The 18,372-nt window shown below is 72.6% G+C and carries 18 protein-coding genes; 10 read left to right on the top strand and 8 right to left on the bottom strand.

What is annotated here, in order from left to right:
- Positions 1-32: 32 nt before the first annotated feature.
- Entirely contained in the window at positions 33-2,198 is a 2,166-nt protein-coding gene (locus OG948_RS44220) for a SpoIIE family protein phosphatase (protein ID WP_331770649.1), read from the bottom strand.
- A 45-nt stretch (positions 2,199-2,243) separates the two neighbouring features.
- Positions 2,244-4,805 carry a SpoIIE family protein phosphatase gene (locus OG948_RS44215; protein ID WP_331770648.1) on the bottom strand — a complete coding sequence of 854 codons (2,562 nt, stop codon included), beginning with the start codon at positions 4,803-4,805 and terminating at the stop codon, positions 2,244-2,246.
- A 330-nt stretch (positions 4,806-5,135) separates the two neighbouring features.
- On the opposite strand from OG948_RS44215, the gene OG948_RS44210 reads away from it, so the two are divergent.
- A complete protein-coding gene (locus tag OG948_RS44210; protein ID WP_331770647.1) occupies positions 5,136-5,780 on the top strand; it encodes a hypothetical protein in 645 nt (214 codons plus the stop codon).
- Positions 5,767-6,441 (top strand): class F sortase, encoded by a 675-nt coding sequence (locus OG948_RS44205; protein WP_331770646.1) that lies wholly within the window; start codon positions 5,767-5,769, stop codon positions 6,439-6,441. The genes OG948_RS44210 and OG948_RS44205 overlap by 14 nt, the downstream gene beginning before the upstream one ends.
- A 220-nt stretch (positions 6,442-6,661) precedes the next feature.
- On the opposite strand, the gene OG948_RS44200 is transcribed toward OG948_RS44205, so the two are convergent.
- Complete coding sequence (locus OG948_RS44200) at positions 6,662-7,618, bottom strand: NAD-dependent epimerase/dehydratase family protein (protein ID WP_331770645.1); 957 nt, start codon at positions 7,616-7,618, stop codon at positions 6,662-6,664.
- Positions 7,619-7,720: 102 nt separating this feature from the next.
- Here OG948_RS44200 and OG948_RS44195 point away from each other — a divergent pair, with 102 nt between their 5' ends.
- The 3 genes from OG948_RS44195 (at position 7,721) to OG948_RS44185 (ending at position 9,976) form a co-directional block, all read left to right on the top strand.
- A complete protein-coding gene (locus OG948_RS44195; protein WP_331770644.1) occupies positions 7,721-8,353 on the top strand; it encodes a TetR-like C-terminal domain-containing protein in 633 nt (210 codons plus the stop codon).
- Between the two features lie 110 nt (positions 8,354-8,463).
- Positions 8,464-8,928 (top strand): hypothetical protein, encoded by a 465-nt coding sequence (locus tag OG948_RS44190; RefSeq protein WP_331770643.1) that lies wholly within the window; start codon positions 8,464-8,466, stop codon positions 8,926-8,928.
- Between the two features lie 127 nt (positions 8,929-9,055).
- Positions 9,056-9,976: an aminoglycoside phosphotransferase family protein gene (locus OG948_RS44185; protein ID WP_331770642.1), complete on the top strand. Its 921-nt coding sequence runs from the start codon at positions 9,056-9,058 to the stop codon at positions 9,974-9,976.
- Positions 9,977-10,111: 135 nt separating this feature from the next.
- Here OG948_RS44185 and OG948_RS44180 read toward each other — a convergent pair whose 3' ends face one another.
- Entirely contained in the window at positions 10,112-10,798 is a 687-nt protein-coding gene (locus OG948_RS44180) for an NUDIX domain-containing protein (RefSeq protein ID WP_331770641.1), read from the bottom strand.
- A gap of 386 nt (positions 10,799-11,184) precedes the next feature.
- Between OG948_RS44180 and OG948_RS44175 the strand changes: the two genes are divergently transcribed.
- From OG948_RS44175 to OG948_RS44160, 4 genes are all read left to right on the top strand, one after another.
- Positions 11,185-11,334 (top strand): hypothetical protein, encoded by a 150-nt coding sequence (locus OG948_RS44175; RefSeq protein WP_331770640.1) that lies wholly within the window; start codon positions 11,185-11,187, stop codon positions 11,332-11,334.
- Between the two features lie 204 nt (positions 11,335-11,538).
- Positions 11,539-11,889: a YciI family protein gene (locus OG948_RS44170; RefSeq protein WP_331770639.1), complete on the top strand. Its 351-nt coding sequence runs from the start codon at positions 11,539-11,541 to the stop codon at positions 11,887-11,889.
- Between the two features lie 26 nt (positions 11,890-11,915).
- Positions 11,916-13,310: a DUF6596 domain-containing protein gene (locus OG948_RS44165; RefSeq protein ID WP_331770638.1), complete on the top strand. Its 1,395-nt coding sequence runs from the start codon at positions 11,916-11,918 to the stop codon at positions 13,308-13,310.
- Positions 13,311-13,379: 69 nt separating this feature from the next.
- Complete coding sequence (locus OG948_RS44160; protein ID WP_331770637.1) at positions 13,380-14,012, top strand: maleylpyruvate isomerase family mycothiol-dependent enzyme; 633 nt, start codon at positions 13,380-13,382, stop codon at positions 14,010-14,012.
- A 116-nt stretch (positions 14,013-14,128) separates the two neighbouring features.
- Here OG948_RS44160 and OG948_RS44155 read toward each other — a convergent pair whose 3' ends face one another.
- Positions 14,129-14,419: a hypothetical protein gene (locus OG948_RS44155; RefSeq protein WP_331770636.1), complete on the bottom strand. Its 291-nt coding sequence runs from the start codon at positions 14,417-14,419 to the stop codon at positions 14,129-14,131.
- A 367-nt stretch (positions 14,420-14,786) separates the two neighbouring features.
- On the opposite strand from OG948_RS44155, the gene OG948_RS44150 reads away from it, so the two are divergent.
- Positions 14,787-16,010, top strand: coding sequence for an acetyl-CoA C-acetyltransferase (locus tag OG948_RS44150; protein ID WP_331770635.1), 1,224 nt, complete (start codon positions 14,787-14,789; stop codon positions 16,008-16,010).
- 78 nt (positions 16,011-16,088) lie between these two features.
- Here the strand turns inward: OG948_RS44150 and OG948_RS44145 are convergent, their stop codons facing one another.
- From OG948_RS44145 to OG948_RS44135, 3 genes are all read right to left on the bottom strand, one after another.
- Positions 16,089-16,808, bottom strand: a complete 720-nt coding sequence (locus OG948_RS44145; RefSeq protein WP_331770634.1) for a hypothetical protein — start codon at positions 16,806-16,808, stop codon at positions 16,089-16,091.
- Entirely contained in the window at positions 16,786-17,484 is a 699-nt protein-coding gene (locus OG948_RS44140) for a TetR/AcrR family transcriptional regulator (RefSeq protein ID WP_331770633.1), read from the bottom strand. Before OG948_RS44140 ends, OG948_RS44145 begins: the two co-directional genes overlap by 23 nt.
- A gap of 122 nt (positions 17,485-17,606) precedes the next feature.
- Entirely contained in the window at positions 17,607-18,074 is a 468-nt protein-coding gene (locus tag OG948_RS44135) for a MerR family transcriptional regulator (RefSeq protein WP_331770632.1), read from the bottom strand.
- Positions 18,075-18,372: the final 298 nt, after the last annotated feature.

The following is an 18,372-nucleotide window of genomic DNA, read 5'->3' as shown; positions in this document are numbered from 1 at the left end:
GAACCGGGGCGAGCCGGTCGGGAGGCACCGGGTCAGCCCGGTGCGGGCAGTGACTGCTCCGCCCAGATCGTCTTGCCGTCACCCGTGTAGCGGGTGCCCCAGCGCTGGGTGAACTGGGCGACCAGGAACAGCCCGCGCCCGCCCTCGTCGGAGGTGCGCGCGTGGCGCAATCGGGGGCTGGTGCTGGTGGCGTCGGACACCTCGCAGATCAGCGTGGCGTCGCGGATCAGCCGCAGGCGGATCGGCCCCGAGGCGTACCGGATCGCGTTGGTCACCAGTTCGCTGACCACCAACTCGGTGGTGAACGCGATGTCGTCCAGTCCCCAATCGGCGAGTTGCCGCCCGGCCAGGATGCGCGCCTCGGCGACGATGGCCGGATCGGCGGGCAGGTCCCAGGACACCACCTTCGAGGAGTCGAGCGTGCGGGTGCGCGCGACGAGCAGTGCCACGTCGTCCCGCGGCGGATTGTGCGACAGGGTGCCCAGCACCGAGCGACACAGCTCGTCCAACGGTCGGTCGGGGTCGGCCAGCGAGGCGCGCAGCCGGTCCATCCCGAATTCCACGTCCCGATCGCGCGTCTCGACCAGACCGTCGGTGTAGAGCACCAGCAGGCTGCCCTCGGGCAGTTCGAACTCGGCCGACTCGAACGGCAGGCCGCCCAGGCCCAGTGGCGGTCCGGCGGGCAGGTCGAGGAACTCCACCGCGCCGCCGGGCCGGACCAGAGCGGGCGGCGGGTGCCCGGCGCGCGCGATCGTGCACACCCGGCCGACCGGGTCGTACACCGCGTACAGGCAACTGGCGCCCAGCGCGGTGGTGTCCACGCCGCCCTCCCCGATGCCCTCCTCGTCGACGAACCGGATGACCAGGTCGTCGAGATGGGCCAGCAACTCGTCCGGTGGCATGTCCAGGTCGGCCAGCGTGTGTACGGACGCGCGCAACCGGCCCATCGTCGCCGCGGCGTGCGTGCCGTGCCCGGCCACGTCGCCCACCACCAGCGCGACCCGGGCCCCGGACAGCGGGATCACGTCGAACCAGTCGCCGCCGACCCCGGCCCGGTCGTCGGCGGGCAGGTAGCGACTGGCCACCTCGACCGCGGTCTGTCGAGGCAGGCCGTGCGGCAGCAGGCTGCGTTGCAGGGCCAGCGCGGCGGCGTGCTCGTGGGTGAAGCGGCGCGCGTTGTCGATGCACACCGCGGCGCGCGAGACGAACTCCTCGGCCAGGATCAGGTCGTCGCCCTCGAACGGGTCGGGGGTGTCCCGGCGGAAGAAGTGCGTCACGCCCAGGATGGTGCCGCGAGCCCGGATGGGGATCACCATCATCGAGTGCAGACCCACCGTGCGGGTCCGATCCGTGGACACCGTGTCCTCGGCCAGCCAGGGCAGGATCTCCGGGTCCAGGACCGGTTCCAGGACCGCCTTGCCGTCGACCAGGCAGCGGGCGCCGGGGGAGTTGCGGGCCACCGGGGCGGGCTCGCCGATCCGGGCGATCGACTCGGCCAGGTTGCCGCCCGCCGCAGCCGCCCCACCGTCGCGACCCTCGCGGGCCGAGCGCTGACCGAGCCGGATCAGCTCGGGGTTGTCCCGGCGGACCGGGCCCGGCGCCGGCTCGACTCCGCTGAGCACCGGCTCCAGCAGGTCGACCGCGACGAAGTCGGCCAGATCGGGGACCGCGACGTCGGCGAGTTCCTGCGCGGTGCGCGCGACGTCCAGGGTGGTGCCGATCCGCGCGCCGATGTCGCTGAGCAGCGCGAGCCGCTGCCGGGCCCGCCACCGGTCGGTCACGTCGATCACGAGGTAACACACCCCGGCCGGCACCCCCGCGCCGTCCTCCAGCCGGAAGAACGAGGTCGAGTACGCGTGCACGTGGTCGGGATCGCTCGCGGTGCGGCCCTGGTACTCGTGGTCGATCAGCGGGACGCCGGTCGCCAGCACGTCGCGCATGACCGCCTCGATGGTCTCGGCCGGCAGGCCGGGCAGCACCTCGCTTATCCGCCGACCCAGACGCAGCGCGCGGGGGATCCCGCCGCTGCGTTCCAACTGGTCGTTCAGCCACACGCAGCGCAGCTCGCGATCGACCACCGCCATGCCGATGGGTGCCCGGTTCAGCAGGTGGTCGAGCAGCGCCCGGTCCGCGCCCCAGGGCACGGCGGACGCGTCGGCACCGCCATCGTCGGCACCGGCGTTGTGGGGTGTGCCCATCGAGCCCTCCTGTTCCTCCTCTTTCCATGGTCGCGCGTTTGCCGCTCAGCGCAGATCGGCCGCCGCTCCCGTGTCCGCGCCCGTTCCGGCCGATCCCGGCGGCCCGTCCCGGGGCGCCGGCCAACGGGTCAGCAGTACGGCCACGTCGTCGGCCCGCTCGGTCAATCTGCCCGCGTCGCGCAGCATTCGATCCGCGAGCTCGGCCAGGCTCGCGTCGGCGGCGCGCGACAGGGACGCGCGCATGCGGTCGATGCCCAGGTCCAGGTCGGCGCCGACGTCCTCGACGAGGCCGTCGGTGTACAGCGCCAGGATCGAGCCGGGGTCCAGGGCCAAACGGGTCACCGGGTACTCGGCGGCCCGATCCACCCCGAGCAGGGTGCCGCCGGCCAGTTCGAGCACCGTGGTCCGCCCGTCCGGGCCGCGCAGCAGCGGCGGCGGATGACCCGCCCGCACCGCCTCGGCCGTGCCGTGGGCCGGGTCCAGCTCGATGTAGCAGCAACTGGCGAACAGGCCGGTGTCCAGGTCGGCGAGCAGCCGGTTGGTGCCCCGGACCACCTCGTCGGGCCGCTGCCCGCCGGTCGCGAACGCCCTTACCGCGCTTCGCAGTTGGCCCATGGTGCCGGCCGCGGCCACGCTGTGTCCCTCGACGTCGCCGATCACCAGGACCACCCTGCTCCCGGTGTCGATCACGTCGTACCAATCGCCGCCGATCTCCATGCCCTGGGTGCCGGGGAGGTAGCGGGCGACCACCTCCAGGTTCGGCAGATTCGGCAGCCGGTGCGGGAGCAGCGCGTGTTGGAGACCGCGGGCGAGGGCGAATTCCGCGTCGTAGAGCCGGGCCCGCTCCAGCGCCTGGGCGATCAGGCCGCTCAGCGCGGTGAGCACCGAGCGCTCCTCGGGGGTGAACGCGTGCCGCCGGTCGAAGCCGAGGATGCAACTGCCCACCGGGCGGTCCGAGGCGATCAGCGGCAGGAACGCCCACGCGGACATCTCGTCGAGCGGGATGCCCGGATACGCCGCGGACAGATCCTCCGCCGATTCGAAGAAGATCGGCACACCGTGGGTGAGCGCCTCGACACCGGGCAGCGCGGCGTCGAGTTGTACGCCCTCGAACCGGTCCAGGAAGCCCTCGGGATAGCCGGTTTGCAGGGCCAGGAAGAAGCGCTTGTCCCGGACGATGTAGACGGCCAGTTCCCGGCCGCCGAACGCGGGCAGAATCTGGTCGGCGACCACCTCGCACACCTCGCCCACCGACACCGCCTCGGTGAGCGCGCCGGCCATCTGGAGTACGTGGTAGATCGCGCCGAGCCGGGGCGGCGCCGCCTCGGTGTCCACCCGGGCCGCCTCGCTGCCGACCGTGCCCCCCGCGCCCGGCGGGGCGCCCACCGGGACCACCTTGCCGGTCAGGCCGTACGGGTCGGGATACAGCGAGAAGGCCAGCCAGCGGTCGCGCGGGGTGCGGGCCAGGAACGAGCCGGGCTGCTGGGACAACATCGCCGCCCGGTAGCGGTCCTCGTAGGAGGGGTCGGCCAGCCACGGCAGGGCATCCCACGGGGTCCGGCCCAGCACGTCCTCCATCGCGACGCCGAGCAGGTCCGCGAGGTTGCGGCTGGCGTAGGTGATCCGGCCCTCGGGGTCGAGCGAGAACACGCCGTCGCGCAGCCGCTCCACCGCCTCGGCCGCCGCCGCCCCGGTGCCCAGGTCCAACACCGCGCCCACCAGGTGCCGCGCCCGGCCCGCGGCCTCGTCGTCGGGTACCCGGCCCCACACCTCCAGGGGGCGGTTGGCGCCGTCGGGACCGGTCACCTGGAGTCGCCAGGCGAGTACCCGCCCGGTGCGCACGGCCTGTTGCGCGGCCTCACGGAACTCGCGCCCGCCCCCGGAGACCACCCGGGCGGCCAGCGTCGTCGCGCGTCGATCGAAGCGGGCCGGGTCGACGCCGAACAGTTCGCACAGTTCCTCGTCGGCGTCGAAGTCGCCGGTGGCCACATTCCAGTCGAACAGGCCGACCCGGATCAGCGGGAAGGTGTTGGCGGGCAGCAGCGTCACCGTCGGCGGGCCGTCGTACTCGATGCGTGTGCCGCGGTCGGCCCGTGCGCCCAGCGCGTTGCCCAGCCGCTTGGCCGCCGCGCGCAGTCCGCGGCGCCGGGAGGCGGGCAGGCCCCGGCCGGGCGAGGCGGGCCACATCACCGTCACCACGCCGAACGTCTCGGTGCCCGCGCGCACCGGCGCGGACGCGGACGCGTAGGCGTACGGCATGCCCAGCGCCAGTTGCGGGAAGCGCCGCATGGTGTCGCCGTCGTCGGCGAGGAAGACCAGGTGCCCGGTGCGGTACGCCTCCGGGGCGGGCAGCGCGCCGGTCACCGGGACCCGGCTCCACGGGCCGAGCAGCGACACGGCCAGCCCGGCCACCTTGGCCAGCACCAGTGAGCGCCGATCGGGCGAGCGCAGGTAGACCACCCCGGCGTAGGCGCCGGTGGCCCGTACCGCCATGTCCAGCGAGGTCGAGCACTCGGCCAGGATCGTGTCGGGCTCCTCGTGGCGATCGGCCTCGGTCCGCAACGCACGAAGGGGGCGGGAACCGGGTCCGGGCACGGTTCCGGTCATGGGCGCCACCCACGTCCGTGGGCCGGGCGTCTTTCCACCGTGCGGCGCGGCGGCCGCTCCGCTGCTTGCGCGCGCATAGTCTCGGAGTACGCCTGCACGAAGCCGATGTCAAACGGGCGCAATCGTGGTGAGACGGGCATATCGCCGAGTGTGGCACGGGTGCGGTGACGGGCCGCGACGGGTGCCGCACGGTGAGGCATACGGGTGAAAACAAGGTGGGGTGGCGCGTGTCGCCGGTGGGGTGATGCGTGCGCGCGTCACGGTCGAAATGTCCCGTCTTCAGGTGATTCGACGATCCGTCGACCACCCTCTCCGTGGAGTGCCATTGTGATGCCATCCCCCTGCCCCAGCCCGTCCTCCCGCCTACGGCGGCTGACCGTCGCCGCGATCGCGGCGGGCGCCGCCACGTTCGCCGGTGCCGGCATGGCGCACGCGCTCCCGATGGCACCCGGGGACAACGGAGACGTGAAGGTGCACAAGAGCACCACGTCGCCGACGGACCAGAGCAACGAGCCCAAGGTGTGCCAGTTCAACCTGGCGGCGTTCAACTTCGACGGCCTCCAGTCGGTCACGTACACGATCGCCGCGCAGCCGGCCGACGGCAACGGGACCGTGCTCGGCGGCAACATCACCCTCGCGGCGGACGGGACCGGGCACACCGCGACGCTGTCCCTGCCGAACGGGCAGTACAAGCTGGTGTGGACCTTCGAGGGCGAGCAGGGGGCGGGCAAGCAGAAGGTGTTCAGGGTCGACTGCCCGAACGGCACCACCAACGGCGGGACCACGAATGGCAGCACCGGCGGCAGTTCGGGCGGCCGGCCGGTGGGCAGCGTCAACGCCGGTGGCGGCGGTGGTGGTTCGCAGGTCGACACGGGTGAGGTGACGGCCGGTCTGCTGGTCGGGGGCGCGGCCCTCGGTGGCTTCGCCTTCTACCTCCACCGTCGTCGCCGGGCCACCGGCGATGGGTCGAACTGAACCCAGGCCGGCGCACCGCAAGCGTCGCTCCGGCCCGTTCGCGGCCGGAGCGACCGCGTTGGCGCTCGTCGCCGGACTGTGGCTGGTACAGCACGGAACCGGTGACGGCACGGTCGAGCGGCCGCCGGCTCCCGTCTCGGACGTGGCGCCCGCTCGCGCCCGCGTTCCGAACGACGCGGGGCACCGGGTGGACGTCGCCCCGATGTCGGCGTCGGCGGCGACCCGGATCAAAATCCCGTCGATCGGCGTCAACGCGCCGATGAGCCCGCTGGGCACCGGCCCGGACCACCGGCTGGCCACGCCCCCGGTGGGCAACAAGAATTTGGTCGGCTGGTATCGCGACGGCGTCGCCCCCGGAGCCCGAGGAAACGCGATCACCGTCGGCCACGCGGACACCCGCTCGGGCCCGGCGGTGTTCTTCAAGCTCGGCCTGCTCCGGGTGGGCGATCGCATCGAGGTACAACGGCGGGACCGACACACTGCGGTCTTCTCCGTCGACGCGGTCCGGTCCTACCCGAAGGACGACTTCCCGGACGACGTCGTCTACGGCCCGACCGACGCCGCCGAACTGCGGGTGATCACCTGCGGCGGTCGATACGACAAGCACACGGGCTACGCCGCGAATGTCGTCGTCTTCGCGCACCTGACGGGCAGCCGCTGAGATACGCACCGGGGCTGCTCGATGCGCCCGCGACGCCCGACCCGCACCCGCCTTCGCGCGGGGCGGGATCGGCGCGGGCGCATCGGTTCGGCCGCCGCCCCGGGCTCGGGTCGTCCGAGTCCGGGGCGGCGGCCGAGGAGCCGAGCCCGCCCGGACTCGGCGCGGGTGCCGGTGCGGGCGCCCGTGCAGCGGCAGGGTCGGGGCGGACGCGGATCGACCGTCAGGCGTTCGCGGCGCGGAACCAGGCGACGGTGCTCGCGATCGCCTCCGCGTGCGGGGTCGCGGGCAGCGGTCCGAAGGTCTCGGTGAACTTGGTGGAGTCGACCACGAACGGGCGGTCGTGCTGGTACCAGGTCTCGCCGAGGGCGCGCACGGTCGGATTGACCAGGCCGAGCACGCGCTGCATGGTGCGGCTCACCGAGGCGGACTTGTCCGGGCCGCCCACCTCGGCGAAGACCAGATCGAGGAACCGCCGCCCGGTCAGCGGCTCGGCCGTGGGGATGTGCCACACCTGTCCGTCCGCCCGCGCGTCCTCGCCGAGCAGGACCAGACCCTTGGCGAAGTCGGGCAGGTAGCTGAACGAGTGCGGCTGGTCCAGGGGCCCCACCCAGCGGGCGACCTTGCCCCGCACCGCCGCGCCGAACACGTTCTCGCCGACCGTGGTGCCGACCCCGCGCGGGCCGTAGTAGTCGGACGCGCGCCCGATCGCCACCCGCAGCTCGCCGGCCTCGTGCGCGGCCAGCAGCGAGCGCGCCATCGCGGCCCGTACCCGGCCCTTGGGATTGCTTGCGGCTGACGGCATGTCCTCGGTCATCGGCGCGCTCACCGGCCCGTACGCGAACAGGTTGTCCGCGAAGACCAGCTTGGCCCCGGCGGCCGCCGCGCCGCCGCGGATCGCGTCGGTCATCCGCGGAAACTCGCTCACCCACGCGGTGTAGGCCGGAGCCGCGCAGTGGTAGACCACGGCGGCGCCGGCGCAGGCCGCCCGCGCACCGTCGGTCGTGGTGATGTCGCCGCGTCGGACCTCGACGCCGTCGGGAACGGTGAGCGCGCCACTGCGGTTGACCGCGCGCACCCGCCGGCCGCGGGAGTGGAGTTCGTCGACGACGGTCCTGCCGACGGCACCGCCGGCGCCGAGGACCACGTGCAGATCGGACGCGCCCGCTGCGCTGGACATGAGGACTCCCCGTGGTTGTGTCCGCCCGACGGCTCGTGGTCCGTTCCGGGAGGTGATTTTGATTACGGTGTTATGAAACAGTGTTGCGGTATTCTTGTCAACATGGGACGGCCACGAACGCGCGACTACGACGAACTCCGCCGGGAGCTGCTGACCGCCGCCGGGCGGCTGCTCGCCGAGGAGGGCCCGCACGCGATGAGCACCCGCCGCGTCGCGCACGAGGTGGGCACGTCGACGACCGCCGTGTACAACCTCTTCGGGGACAAGTCCGGGCTGCTGCGGGCGATGTTCCTGGACGGGTTCGCGGCTTTGGAGGCACGATTCGCCCGAGTGCCGGTCGACGGCGACCCGGAGGCCGACCTGCTCGCGCTCGGCCACGCCTATCGGGCCGCCGCGCGCGCGAACCCGCATCGCTACGACCTGATGTTCGGCCGCCCGATCGCCGACTTCCGTCCCGACGAGGCGGATCTGGCCCGGATCCAGGGCACCTTCGACAGCCTGGTGCGCGCCGTCGAGCGCTGCGTGGCCGCCGGCCGGTTCGCGCCGACCGATCCGTACGACACGGCCACCCATCTCAGCGCTCTGGTGCACGGCCTGGCCGGCCTGGAACTGCGCGGCGCGCTGGGCGACGAGGAACGGGCCGAGCGCCAATGGCGGGTCGCGCTGGAGGCGGCGTGCCGAGGCCATCGCGCGACGCCCGGAGCCGTCGTGTCGGCGGCCGACGCGTCCGACTGACGTCGTACCGGATCTCCCGGCCGGCGCTCGCGCCGAAATCCGCTCGCCGTTGTCGGTGCGCTTGCCTACGCTCGTGCCATACCACGCGACAACACCTCGGGGGAACCCTCATGAGCATGCCGAACTACACCCAGGACCCACTGGTTCGACTCGACCGCCACCGGATCGAGTTCACCACCTACCCCGGAGACCACGCCGCACTGGGCTTCGTCGCCACCCGCGCGACCTGCTCGTGCGGTACGTGGGCCTCCAACCGCCCGTGGGAGCGCGGCGATCACCTGCGCGCGTTCGGTCGGCACATGAACGACGTCCAGGTGATCGCGCACACCGTGCCCCGCGAGTACGAGCAGCTCGCGGTGGTGCCGCTGCGCTGCGTCGACGCCGACCGGGCCGCGGCCGTGGTCCGCGACTGGCCGGAACCACAGGACGCCGAACACGGGTTGTTCCGGCGCGAGGAGACCGTGTTCATCGCCTACCGGGACGGCGAGTTCCCGTGCTCCGTCGCGGTCTGGGCGCACCTGCGGGGCCACGTGAGCGACGTGTACGCCGGGCGCCTGTTGCGCGACGTGTCCTGACCGGTCCGGCCGGCCGCAACGGATGAGTGGGCTGAGACCATGATTTGACGCCTGCCCGGCTGCCGGGCACCCCCATCACCTCCTTCGTACCCGTGAGAATCCGGAACCGACGAAGGAGAAACCCGATATGAGTACGTCGATTTCCGTCGACGTTCCCGCCGCTTTCGCCCGGTCCTACGGCCGCCAGGGCGCCCACGCCCTGGCCTGGCTCGACGCATTGCCGAAGCTGGCCGCGGACACCCTGGATCGCTGGTCGCTGCGGCCGGACGGTCCCGCCGGGCACGGCATGGCCGCGCTGGTGCTGCCGGTGACCCGCGCGGACGGCACACCGGCGGTGCTGAGACTCCAGCAGCCCACCGAGGACAACGCCGGTGTCGCGCTCGGTCTGCGGACCTGGAACGGCGACGGCGTCGTGCGGCTGCTCGACCACGACCCGGACGACGGCACGATGGTGCTCGAACGGCTGGACGCGACTCGGTCGTTGTCGTCGGTGCCCGATGACGACGACGCGATGCGAACCCTCGCCGAGCTGATGGCGCGCCTGGTCGCGGTCCCGGCGCCGGCGGGTCTGCGGCACCTGGCGGACGTCGCCTCGGCCATGCTCGACGAGGTGCCGCGTGCGGTGCCGGCCCTGCGCGACCCGGCCGAACAACGCCTGGTGCACACCTGCGCGGGCGCCGTCGCCGAATTGATCGGCGAACCCGGCGACCGGTTGCTGCACTGGGACCTGCACTACGACAACGTCCTCGCCGCAGCGCGCGAACCCTGGCTGGTCATCGATCCCGAACCGCTGGCCGGCGACCCGGGGTTCGAGTTGTGGCCGGCACTGGACAGCCGATGGGCGGACGCGGTGGCCGGCGGTGACGTGACCCGCACGGTGCTCCGCCGCTTCGACCTGTTGACCGAGGTCCTGGACCTGGACCGGCGGCGGGCGGGCGGGTGGACGCTCGGCCGGGTGCTCCAGAACGCGCTGTGGGACATCGAGGACGGCGAGACCGCGCTGAACCCCGCGCAGGTCGCCGTGGCGGAGGCGCTGTTGGGCAGATGACGACGCCGCGGCCGTGGATGGGCGCCCCCGGTGCGCGCGGGGCCTCGGCGCCGATCACCGGGCCGGGCCGCACCGGCGGGCCCGCCGTACCGTCTCCGCTCGGGGTCGGTACGGCGGGCGAGGGCGGCGCCGGGGCTATCGGTTCGCGGCCGGGCCGGCGACGGAGTCCGATCGGAACGGGCCGTCCAGGGCCGCCCATTGGAGCAGCATGATGGTCTTCGCGTCGGCGATGGAGCCGTCCCGGATCATCGCGAGCGTGTCGGCGAAGGGGAGTTCGAGGACGCTGATGTCCTCGCCCTCGGCGGCGATCCCGCCACCGGCGTCGGTGGCGGTCCCGGAGCCGTAGGGCGCGGCGAAGAAGTGCACGCGTTCGGTGACCGAGCCGGGGCTCATGTAGACGGCGAAGACGTACTCGGGCCTGCCGACGGTGTGCCCGGTCTCCTCCGCCGCCTCGCGCCGGATGGCCTCCTCGGGGCTGTCGCCGTCGAGCAACCCGGCGGCGGTCTCGATCAGCATCCCGTCGGGATGCCCGTTGACGTAGGCGGGCAGGCGGAACTGGCGGGTGAGCAGCACGGTGCGGCGATCGGCGTCGTAGAGCAGGATCGTGGCGCCGTCGCCCCGGTCGTAGTTCTCGCGCTGCTCACGGCTCCAATGCCCGTCGGCGTGCCGGTAGTCGAAGGTGGTCTTGCGCAGTACGTACCAGTCGCAGGCCAGTACCTCGACGTCGCGGATCCGCACCCTCGGGTTGCCGGTCAGGTCGCGGCCGTACCGGTCCAGTCCGGTACGGCCGCGACGGTCGGGGATGTCGATGCCCTCGATCATCGGCTGCCGGCCGGGGCATCGCAGGTGCGGCGGGTCGTGCTCATGGCGGTGTCTCCTTGCGTCGGACGGCCCGGCGGCGGGCCGGGGGCCGCGGGGGCGGGAGCCGACCCGGCTCGGCAGCGCGCGAGTGCCGGCCTCGCGCGGGGCCGCCGACGGGAGGACGCGTGATCGAACAGGGTCATGGGGGAATGATCGCTCGGGTGGGCGTGCCCAGGACGGCGAGGGTCGCGTCGGCCACCGGTTCGGGCACGACGTGCAGGAGTGCGCTACGGCCGCCCCTTCGGCACGCTGGTCTCCGAACCGGACGAACGCGAGGACGACCTGGATCGACACGCCGCCGCCGTGCCGCGCCGACTCTCGACTGGGTCGAGGACCAGTTCCGCGAGATGGGCCACGACACGGACGCCCGCGAGCTCGCCCTCGCCCTGATCGGCGCCTACCAGGGCATGTCCCTGCTCACCAACGCCCTCCGCGACCCGGACGTGATGCTCACCCAGGGCAGGCGGCTGGGGGACTGGATCGACGCCCTGGCCTGAGCCGTCTCCCATCGACCCCGGCGGCCGCGCGCCGCCTCGACCTCGGCGCCCCGATCCTTGCCGATGCCGCTCGTCACGCACGGTGCGGAGACATCACGGAAAGTTTTTTCGGGGACGCTGTCGATTCGGTCGTTGCCCGTTCGTCGTCATGGTGCGCGGCAAGGTGCCGGGCGAGGATGTGAACAGGACGGACGGGAGACGGACATGAAGTACATGTTGTTGATTCACAGTGGTGCGATCGACGCGGACGGCGGCGCCGAGGGGTGCACCGTCGAGGACTGGATGAGCTACGACAAGGAGGTCAAGGACGCGGGGATCTTCGTGTCCGGGGAGTCGTTGGCGGATCTGATCACCGCGACGACCGTTCGGGTCGGGCCGACGGGTGAGCGGACGGTGACGGATGGACCGTTCGCCGAGACGCGCGAGGTGCTCGGTGGCATCTACGTGATCGACGTGCCGGATCTGGATGTCGCGCTCGACTGGGCCGCGCGTTGTCCCGGTGCGCGTGGCGGTGGGTCGATCGTGGTGCGGCCGATCGCCGACTTCGACGCCTGACGGCCCGGGGCTGAGGGCGGACGGCGATGAATGAGCGAGCGGCCGATGCCGGGTGGCCCGCGGGCGCGGCCGGGGACGGATCCGAGGATGTCGGTCGAGGGTCGGGGGACGGGGCGGTGGGCGCGTCCGTCGAGTCGGTGTTCCGGGAGGAGCGAGGTCGGCTGCTCGCGTCACTCGCGCGCCGATTCGGTGATCTCGACCTGGCCGAGGAGGTGGCTTCCGAGGCGATCGAGGCCGCGCTGGTGCACTGGCCCGTCGACGGCGTGCCGGACCGGCCCGGGGCCTGGTTGCTGACCACGGCGCGCCGTCGTGCGGTGGATCGGCTGCGGCGGGACCGGACGTACGCCGCTCGGCTGGCCGTGTTGCAGGTGGAGGCGGATCGGGCCGATCCCGCGCCGCCGCCGGAGGCGGACGCCGACCTGCCCGACGACCGGCTGCAACTGTTCTTCACGTGTGCCCACCCCGCGCTGCCCGCCGAGGATCGCGGCGCGTTGACGCTGCGCTGCCTGGCCGGGCTGACCACGCCCGAGGTGGCCCGGGCGTATCTGGTGCCGACGGCGACGATGGCCCAGCGGATCGTCCGGGCGAAGAAGAAGATCCGCGAGGCGCGGATCCCGTTCCGGGTGCCCGGCGCGGACGAGTTGCCGGAGCGCCTGCCCGGCGTGCTCCAGGTGGTCTATTCGATCTTCACCGAGGGCTACGCGGCCAGCTCCGGACCGCGGTTGCAGCGGCTCGACCTCGCGGAGGAGGCGATCCGGCTGGCCCGGATCCTGCGTCGGCTGTTGCCGGCCGAACGCGAGGTCGCCGGGCTGCTCGCGCTGATGCTGCTCACCCACGCGCGCCGCGCGGCGCGGACCGATCCGGACGGCAACATCGTGCTGCTCGACGACCAGGACCGCGGACGGTGGGACCGGTCGATGATCGAGGAGGGCCGGGGCCTGGTGGTGGCCGCGCTGACCGGCGGGCCGGCCGGGCGGTACGCGGTGCAGGCCGCGATCGCCGCGCTGCACGACGAGGCCGCGGACGTCGCGACCACCGACTGGCCGCAGGTGGTGGCGCTGTACGACGTGCTGCTCGTGCTCACGCCGTCGCCGATCGTCGCGCTGAACCGGGCCGCGGCGGTGGCGATGCGGGACGGCCCGGAGGCGGGTCTGGCGCTGCTGGACGAGTTGGCGGGTGAGCCGAGATTGCGCGGCTATCCCCCGTATCCGACCGCGCGGGCGGATCTGCTGGGTCGACTCGGCCGCTTCCCCGAGGCGGCGGCGGCGTACCGCGAGGCGCTGGAGTCGGCCGGCACGGAACCCGAACGGGCGCACCTGCGGCGCCGGTTGAGCGAGGTCGAGCCGGCTCCGGGACCCGAGCCGGTCGAGCCGCCCGAGTCGGGCGAGCGGTCCGGCTCGGACGCGGCCGGCGATCGCTGACGGTCGAGGCCGTCACCACACCGACTACGACACCTGTACGACAACGACATGACCCGAGGAGAGCCGGACATGGACCGCGACGAAATTCTTGCCTGGGTACGGGACGAACGACTGGGCCTCGCCGATTTCCTCGACACGCTCGACGCGGACGACTGGCGCGTGACCTCGCTCTGTTCCGATTGGACGATGCACGAGTTGGCCGCGCACCTGACCACGTCGACGCGTACGACGCTGAGGAGCATGATCAAGGGCGCGATCCGGGCCCGGGGCGACTTCGACCGGATGAACGCCGACGAGGCCAGGGAACTGGCCGCCAGGTTCACTCCGGCGGAACTGATCGCCCAAGTCCGCGAGACGGCGGGCTCGGCCCGACGCGCACCGCTGGCGGCGCCGCTCGACCCGCTCGTCGACGTGCTGGTGCACGGGCAGGACGCCGCGCGACCGCTGGGCCGGGTCCGGGAGATGCCGACGGAGCGGGCCCTCGCGGCCCTGGGGCACGTGCTGTCCAGCCCGTTCTACGGCGCCCGGAAGCGCTGCCGGGGCACGCGCCTGGTGGCCACCGACGCGGAGTGGTCGGCCGGCACCGGTCCCGACGAGGTACGCGGCCCGACCGCCGATCTGCTTCTCCTGGCCACGGGCCGTCCTGCCGGCCTCACGGCCGTCTCCGGCCCGGGGCGTGCCCGGATCGCGAGTGCGCTGTAGGGCACGGCTGTCGGGCATACGGCCGTCGATCGTCGCCGGCGGCCGACCCCGGGGGCCCGGGCGGCCCCGAGGGCACCGAGGCGGTCGGTCACAGCCGGCGCCATGGGTCGCCGGTGCTACTCGTCGGTGTCGCCGAGGAATTCCATGCCGTCGAGGACGGTCACCACGACGACCACCATGACCCCGCGCAGTACGCCGTACTCGATGAGCAGTGCCGAGGCGACCATCGCCTGACGGGTGTCGTCGTCGGGGCCGATCGGGGCGGACGCCTTGGTGTACGGATCGCGGGCCAGGACCCGGAGGGCCTTGGTGAGTTGCTCGCGGCGCTCGGGTGGGAGCGAGTCGCGTACGGCGGCGGCCGTTTCCGTGTACTCCACGCGGTACGGGCCGCTCGGGTGAGCCTTCACGGTGCCCTCCCTTCCCCTGGCGTTCCGGTCCTGAGGGGACGGTAGCCGGTGCTCGACGCGGAGACCAGATCGGGGCGGGGCGAGGGGGTGGAATCCGGGTCGGCGCTCCTCGATCGTCGGTTGTCGGGCATCGCCGCGCCGTGGGGTGCGGTGCGCCGGGATGCGCGATCGGTGGTCGGCGATTCGGGTTCGGGATCCGGTGTCGGCGGGCGTGGCCTCTGGCGGAGATACCGACCAGTCGGTACCTTCGTGGGAGTCGGCGGGTTCGCTGCCGCTACCCGCTCGTACTCGCACCGGTTCCGCTCCCACCAGCGCACTCGGGGCCGGTCACATTCAGGCCGGTCACACTCACAGCAGGGATGCCGTCATGCCCGAAGCAGTCATCGTCTCGACCGCTCGCTCGCCGATCGGGCGTGCGTTCAAGGGTTCGTTGAAGGACGTCCGGCCGGACGACCTGGCCGCCATGATGGTTCGGGCCGCGTTGGACAAGGTCCCCGGTCTGGACCCGCACGACATCGTCGACCTGATGCTCGGCTGCGGCGGGCCCGGTGGCGAGCAGGGCTTCAACATGGGCCGCAATGTCGCGGTCATGCTGGGCATGGATCACCTGCCCGGAACCACCATCACCCGTTACTGCTCGTCCTCGTTGCAGACCACGCGCATGGCGATGCACGCGATCAGGGCCGGGGAGGGCGACGTGTTCGTGTCGGCCGGTGTCGAGTCGGTCTCCCGGGCCGCGCTCAAGGGCAGCAGCGATTCGCTTCCCGACACCCACAACCCGCTGTTCGTACCGGCTGAACAGCGCTCCGCCGAGCGGTCCGGCGCCGCCACCCCGGACTGGACCGACCCGCGCGAGGACGGTCTGCTCCCGGACGTCTACATCGCGATGGGCCAGACCGCCGAGAACCTCGCGCGGCTCAAGGGCGTCTCGCGGGCGGAACAGGACGAGTTCGCGGTGCGCTCGCAGAACCTCGCCGAGCGGGCGATCGCGGACGGCTTCTGGGCCGAGGACATCACCCCGGTCACGCTCGCCGACGGCACCGTGGTGGCCGCGGACGACGGTCCGCGCGCGGGCACCACGCTGGAGGGCGTCTCCGGGCTCAAGCCGGTCTTCCGTCCGGATGGCACGGTCACCGCGGGCAACGCGTGTCCGCTCAACGACGGCGCCGCGGCGTTGGTGGTCATGTCCGACACCAAGGCCCGCGAGTTGGGCCTGACCCCGCTGGCCCGGGTCGTCTCGACCGGTGTCACCGGACTCTCGCCCGAGATCATGGGCTACGGCCCGGTCGAGGCGTCCCGGCAGGCGCTGCGCAACGCCGGTCTCACGGTCGCCGACATCGATCTGGTGGAGATCAACGAGGCGTTCGCCGCGCAGGTGATCCCGTCGTACCGGGATCTGGGCTTCGATCTGGACAAGGTCAACGTCAACGGCGGTGCGATCGCGGTCGGTCACCCGTTCGGGATGACCGGCGCGCGGATCACCAGCACGCTGATCAACTCGCTCCGGTGGCACGACAAGCAGTGGGGGCTGGAGACCATGTGCGTCGGCGGCGGCATGGGCATGGCGATGGTGCTCGAACGGCTCAGCTAGTGCCGGGCCGGCGGCGTGACTTCTGGGCATGCCTTCGGTCGACCCGCCGAGATCTGCCGGACAGGCCCCCGGGGCGGGTCAGTCGGCGCCGTCGCCGTGCCCGGGTGGTTGCCGGCGGTACTGCTGGGCTCCCTGGCGGTCCCGGACGGTGACGCCCAGTTCGCGCAGCCCGTCCAGGGCCTCCTCGGCCGCGCCGGTCCGCTTGTCTGCCAAGGCCCGCTTGCGCGTGCGCAGCAGGGTGTGCGCGGCCGGGTCGAGGTCGGGGGTGCCGTCGACCCACGCGGCGAATTCCGTCTCGCGTGGGTCGGTCGTACCGCGCCACGGGTAGTCGAATCGGGCGAAGGCCGCGCGCAGTCGTTCCGTCGGCAGGTCGGTCGCGCGGACCCGGGCGAGTTCGGACTCGGCCCTGTCCAGGGCGACCAGGTCTCGGCCGTCGGTGAAGACGGCGTCGATCCGGTCCCGGCGGACGTGCAGGCCGGAGCCGTCCCGGTGGATCGCGACGTGGTCGGCGGCCACGGTCACCACGGGGCTCTCCCGGACGGCCTCGGTGATCAGCCACGCGCCGGCGACCGCGCCGAGCACGGTCGCGATCGGTACCGCCCAGAGTGTGGGCAGTCGTGCGGCGAGTCGAAGCGGGCCGGGTGCCGAGCCGACCCGGTCGATCAGCCAGTCGGCGAGCGGCCCGACCGCGAAGCCGGCGCCGAGGCCGAGCAGGGTGGCGCCGATTCCGATCACCCAGAGCCACACCGGCGGCATCCGGACCGTGACGGCCTGCTCATCCGTCGTCGCGCTGCCCATCGTGCCCCCTTGGCTCGTCCGGTATGGCTTTCGGTCGGTGGTCCGGTTTCGCGTTCGGCGTTCGGTCGGGTGTCTGGTTCCGCGTCTCGCTCGGGGCGGGTGCCAGGTATCGCGCGACGGTGCGGCGCAACGCGGGCGTGGCGTCGCGGGCCGGTTCGGCGTTCAGGTACACGGCGTCGACCACGGTCTGGAGCCATTCGGCCGCCTCGATCGGGTCGAGTGTCGCGTCGATCGTGCCGTCGGCGATGCCGCGCTCGATCAGGTGGGCCAGGCCGTCCCGGACGATTCGGGCCGTGCGGGTGACCACGTCGACCAGTTCGGGATCGCGGTCCACCTGGCGCAGCAGTTCCACGAGCAGCCCGACCGCGCTCGGGTCCCGGGCGTCGGCGGCGAGCGCGGTGGTGAGTTCGACGATCGCCTCGACAGGGTGTTCGGCGTCGGCGAAGCGGGTCACCAGGTCGCGGGACAGCGGCAGATCGCGTTCGAAGATCGCGCGGAACACCGCCCGCTTGTCCGGGAAGTAGTAGAAGACGCCGGCCGTGCTGATGCCGGCCGCCCCGGCGATGTCGGCGACGGTCGTCGGCTCGAACCCCTGCTCGGCGAACAGCCGCGCGGCGGCGAGCGTGATGGCCTCACGCCGCCGGGCCGTTCGTCCGGCGTCCACGGTGCGGGGCACGGGGCTGCCTTCCGATTCGATAACTGATTGATCATTCGAAGAATAGCAGCCGCGCCTGGCCGGCGATGGGGATTTGGTCGGGGCTGTGGGCGGGCCGACGGGGGAGCGGGTGGGTCGGCGCGCTACGGAGTCGGTATTTGTCGCTGCGCGGGTTCCGGTGCCGGGTCCGGTTCGGGTTCGGATCCTCGGTGGGGTTCGGATTCGGGTTCCGTCTCGGCGAGGTAGTCCTCGTAGACGCCCACTTTGTAACCGATCAGGTCGAGGCACTTGTGCAGCTGGGCGATCTGGGCGTGGATGCGGGACTGGTGTTCGCGCAGGATGGCCAAGCGCTCGCGTTCGGTGCCATCGCCGGTGCGGGCCAGTTCGGTGTAGTGGCGGATGGCGGGGATGGGCATGCCGGAGCCGCGCAGGATCACGCACATGTTGAGCCAGGCGATGTCGTGCTCGGCGTACAGGCGTCGGCCGCCGGGGTCGCGGCGGACCGGGTTGGCCAGGATGCCTTCGCGTTCGTAGAAGCGCAGTGTGTCGATGCTCAGGCCGGTACGGGTCGCGACCTGGCCGATGGTCAGGTCCTCGTGGGTGTCTGTCACGGGTCCAAGGATGGGACTTGACCTGGAGTCGGGTCCAGCTCGTAGATTTCCGGTCGGGAACGCCGCCGGGATCGGGGGCGGGCGCACTTCCCGTCGGGCTGCCGGGGTCGTGTCGCACACGACCGGCCGGCCCGCGGACCGTCGCCGAACGCGTCCGCGGGGGCATGCCCGGACGAAAGCGCCTCCACGAAAGCGCCTCCACGAAAGCGCCTCCACGAAAGCGCCTCCACGAAAGCGCCCATACGAACACGCCCGCACGACCATGCCGGTGGAACACGCCGGTTCGAGAATCGGCGTG

Source organism: Embleya sp. NBC_00888 (genome assembly GCF_045207655.1).
Taxonomy (GTDB): domain Bacteria; phylum Actinomycetota; class Actinomycetes; order Streptomycetales; family Streptomycetaceae; genus Embleya.
This window is presented reverse-complemented; position numbering and strand designations above follow the sequence as displayed.

What these genes read in the sequence shown, in the direction of transcription:
- OG948_RS44165 (WP_331770638.1), top strand. Translation starts at nt 11,916, where the DNA reads ATGAATGAGCGAGCGGCCGATGCCGGGTGGCCCGCGGGCGCGGCCGGG.
- OG948_RS44220 (WP_331770649.1), bottom strand. Translation starts at nt 2,198, where the DNA reads ATGGGCACACCCCACAACGCCGGTGCCGACGATGGCGGTGCCGACGCG.
- OG948_RS44150 (WP_331770635.1), top strand. Translation starts at nt 14,787, where the DNA reads ATGCCCGAAGCAGTCATCGTCTCGACCGCTCGCTCGCCGATCGGGCGT.
- OG948_RS44190 (WP_331770643.1), top strand. Translation starts at nt 8,464, where the DNA reads ATGAGCATGCCGAACTACACCCAGGACCCACTGGTTCGACTCGACCGC.
- OG948_RS44180 (WP_331770641.1), bottom strand. Translation starts at nt 10,798, where the DNA reads ATGATCGAGGGCATCGACATCCCCGACCGTCGCGGCCGTACCGGACTG.
- OG948_RS44170 (WP_331770639.1), top strand. Translation starts at nt 11,539, where the DNA reads ATGAAGTACATGTTGTTGATTCACAGTGGTGCGATCGACGCGGACGGC.
- OG948_RS44160 (WP_331770637.1), top strand. Translation starts at nt 13,380, where the DNA reads ATGGACCGCGACGAAATTCTTGCCTGGGTACGGGACGAACGACTGGGC.
- OG948_RS44210 (WP_331770647.1), top strand. Translation starts at nt 5,136, where the DNA reads ATGCCATCCCCCTGCCCCAGCCCGTCCTCCCGCCTACGGCGGCTGACC.
- OG948_RS44185 (WP_331770642.1), top strand. Translation starts at nt 9,056, where the DNA reads ATGAGTACGTCGATTTCCGTCGACGTTCCCGCCGCTTTCGCCCGGTCC.
- OG948_RS44205 (WP_331770646.1), top strand. Translation starts at nt 5,767, where the DNA reads ATGGGTCGAACTGAACCCAGGCCGGCGCACCGCAAGCGTCGCTCCGGC.
- OG948_RS44195 (WP_331770644.1), top strand. Translation starts at nt 7,721, where the DNA reads ATGGGACGGCCACGAACGCGCGACTACGACGAACTCCGCCGGGAGCTG.
- OG948_RS44215 (WP_331770648.1), bottom strand. Translation starts at nt 4,805, where the DNA reads ATGACCGGAACCGTGCCCGGACCCGGTTCCCGCCCCCTTCGTGCGTTG.
- OG948_RS44145 (WP_331770634.1), bottom strand. Translation starts at nt 16,808, where the DNA reads ATGGGCAGCGCGACGACGGATGAGCAGGCCGTCACGGTCCGGATGCCG.
- OG948_RS44175 (WP_331770640.1), top strand. Translation starts at nt 11,185, where the DNA reads ATGGGCCACGACACGGACGCCCGCGAGCTCGCCCTCGCCCTGATCGGC.
- OG948_RS44200 (WP_331770645.1), bottom strand. Translation starts at nt 7,618, where the DNA reads ATGTCCAGCGCAGCGGGCGCGTCCGATCTGCACGTGGTCCTCGGCGCC.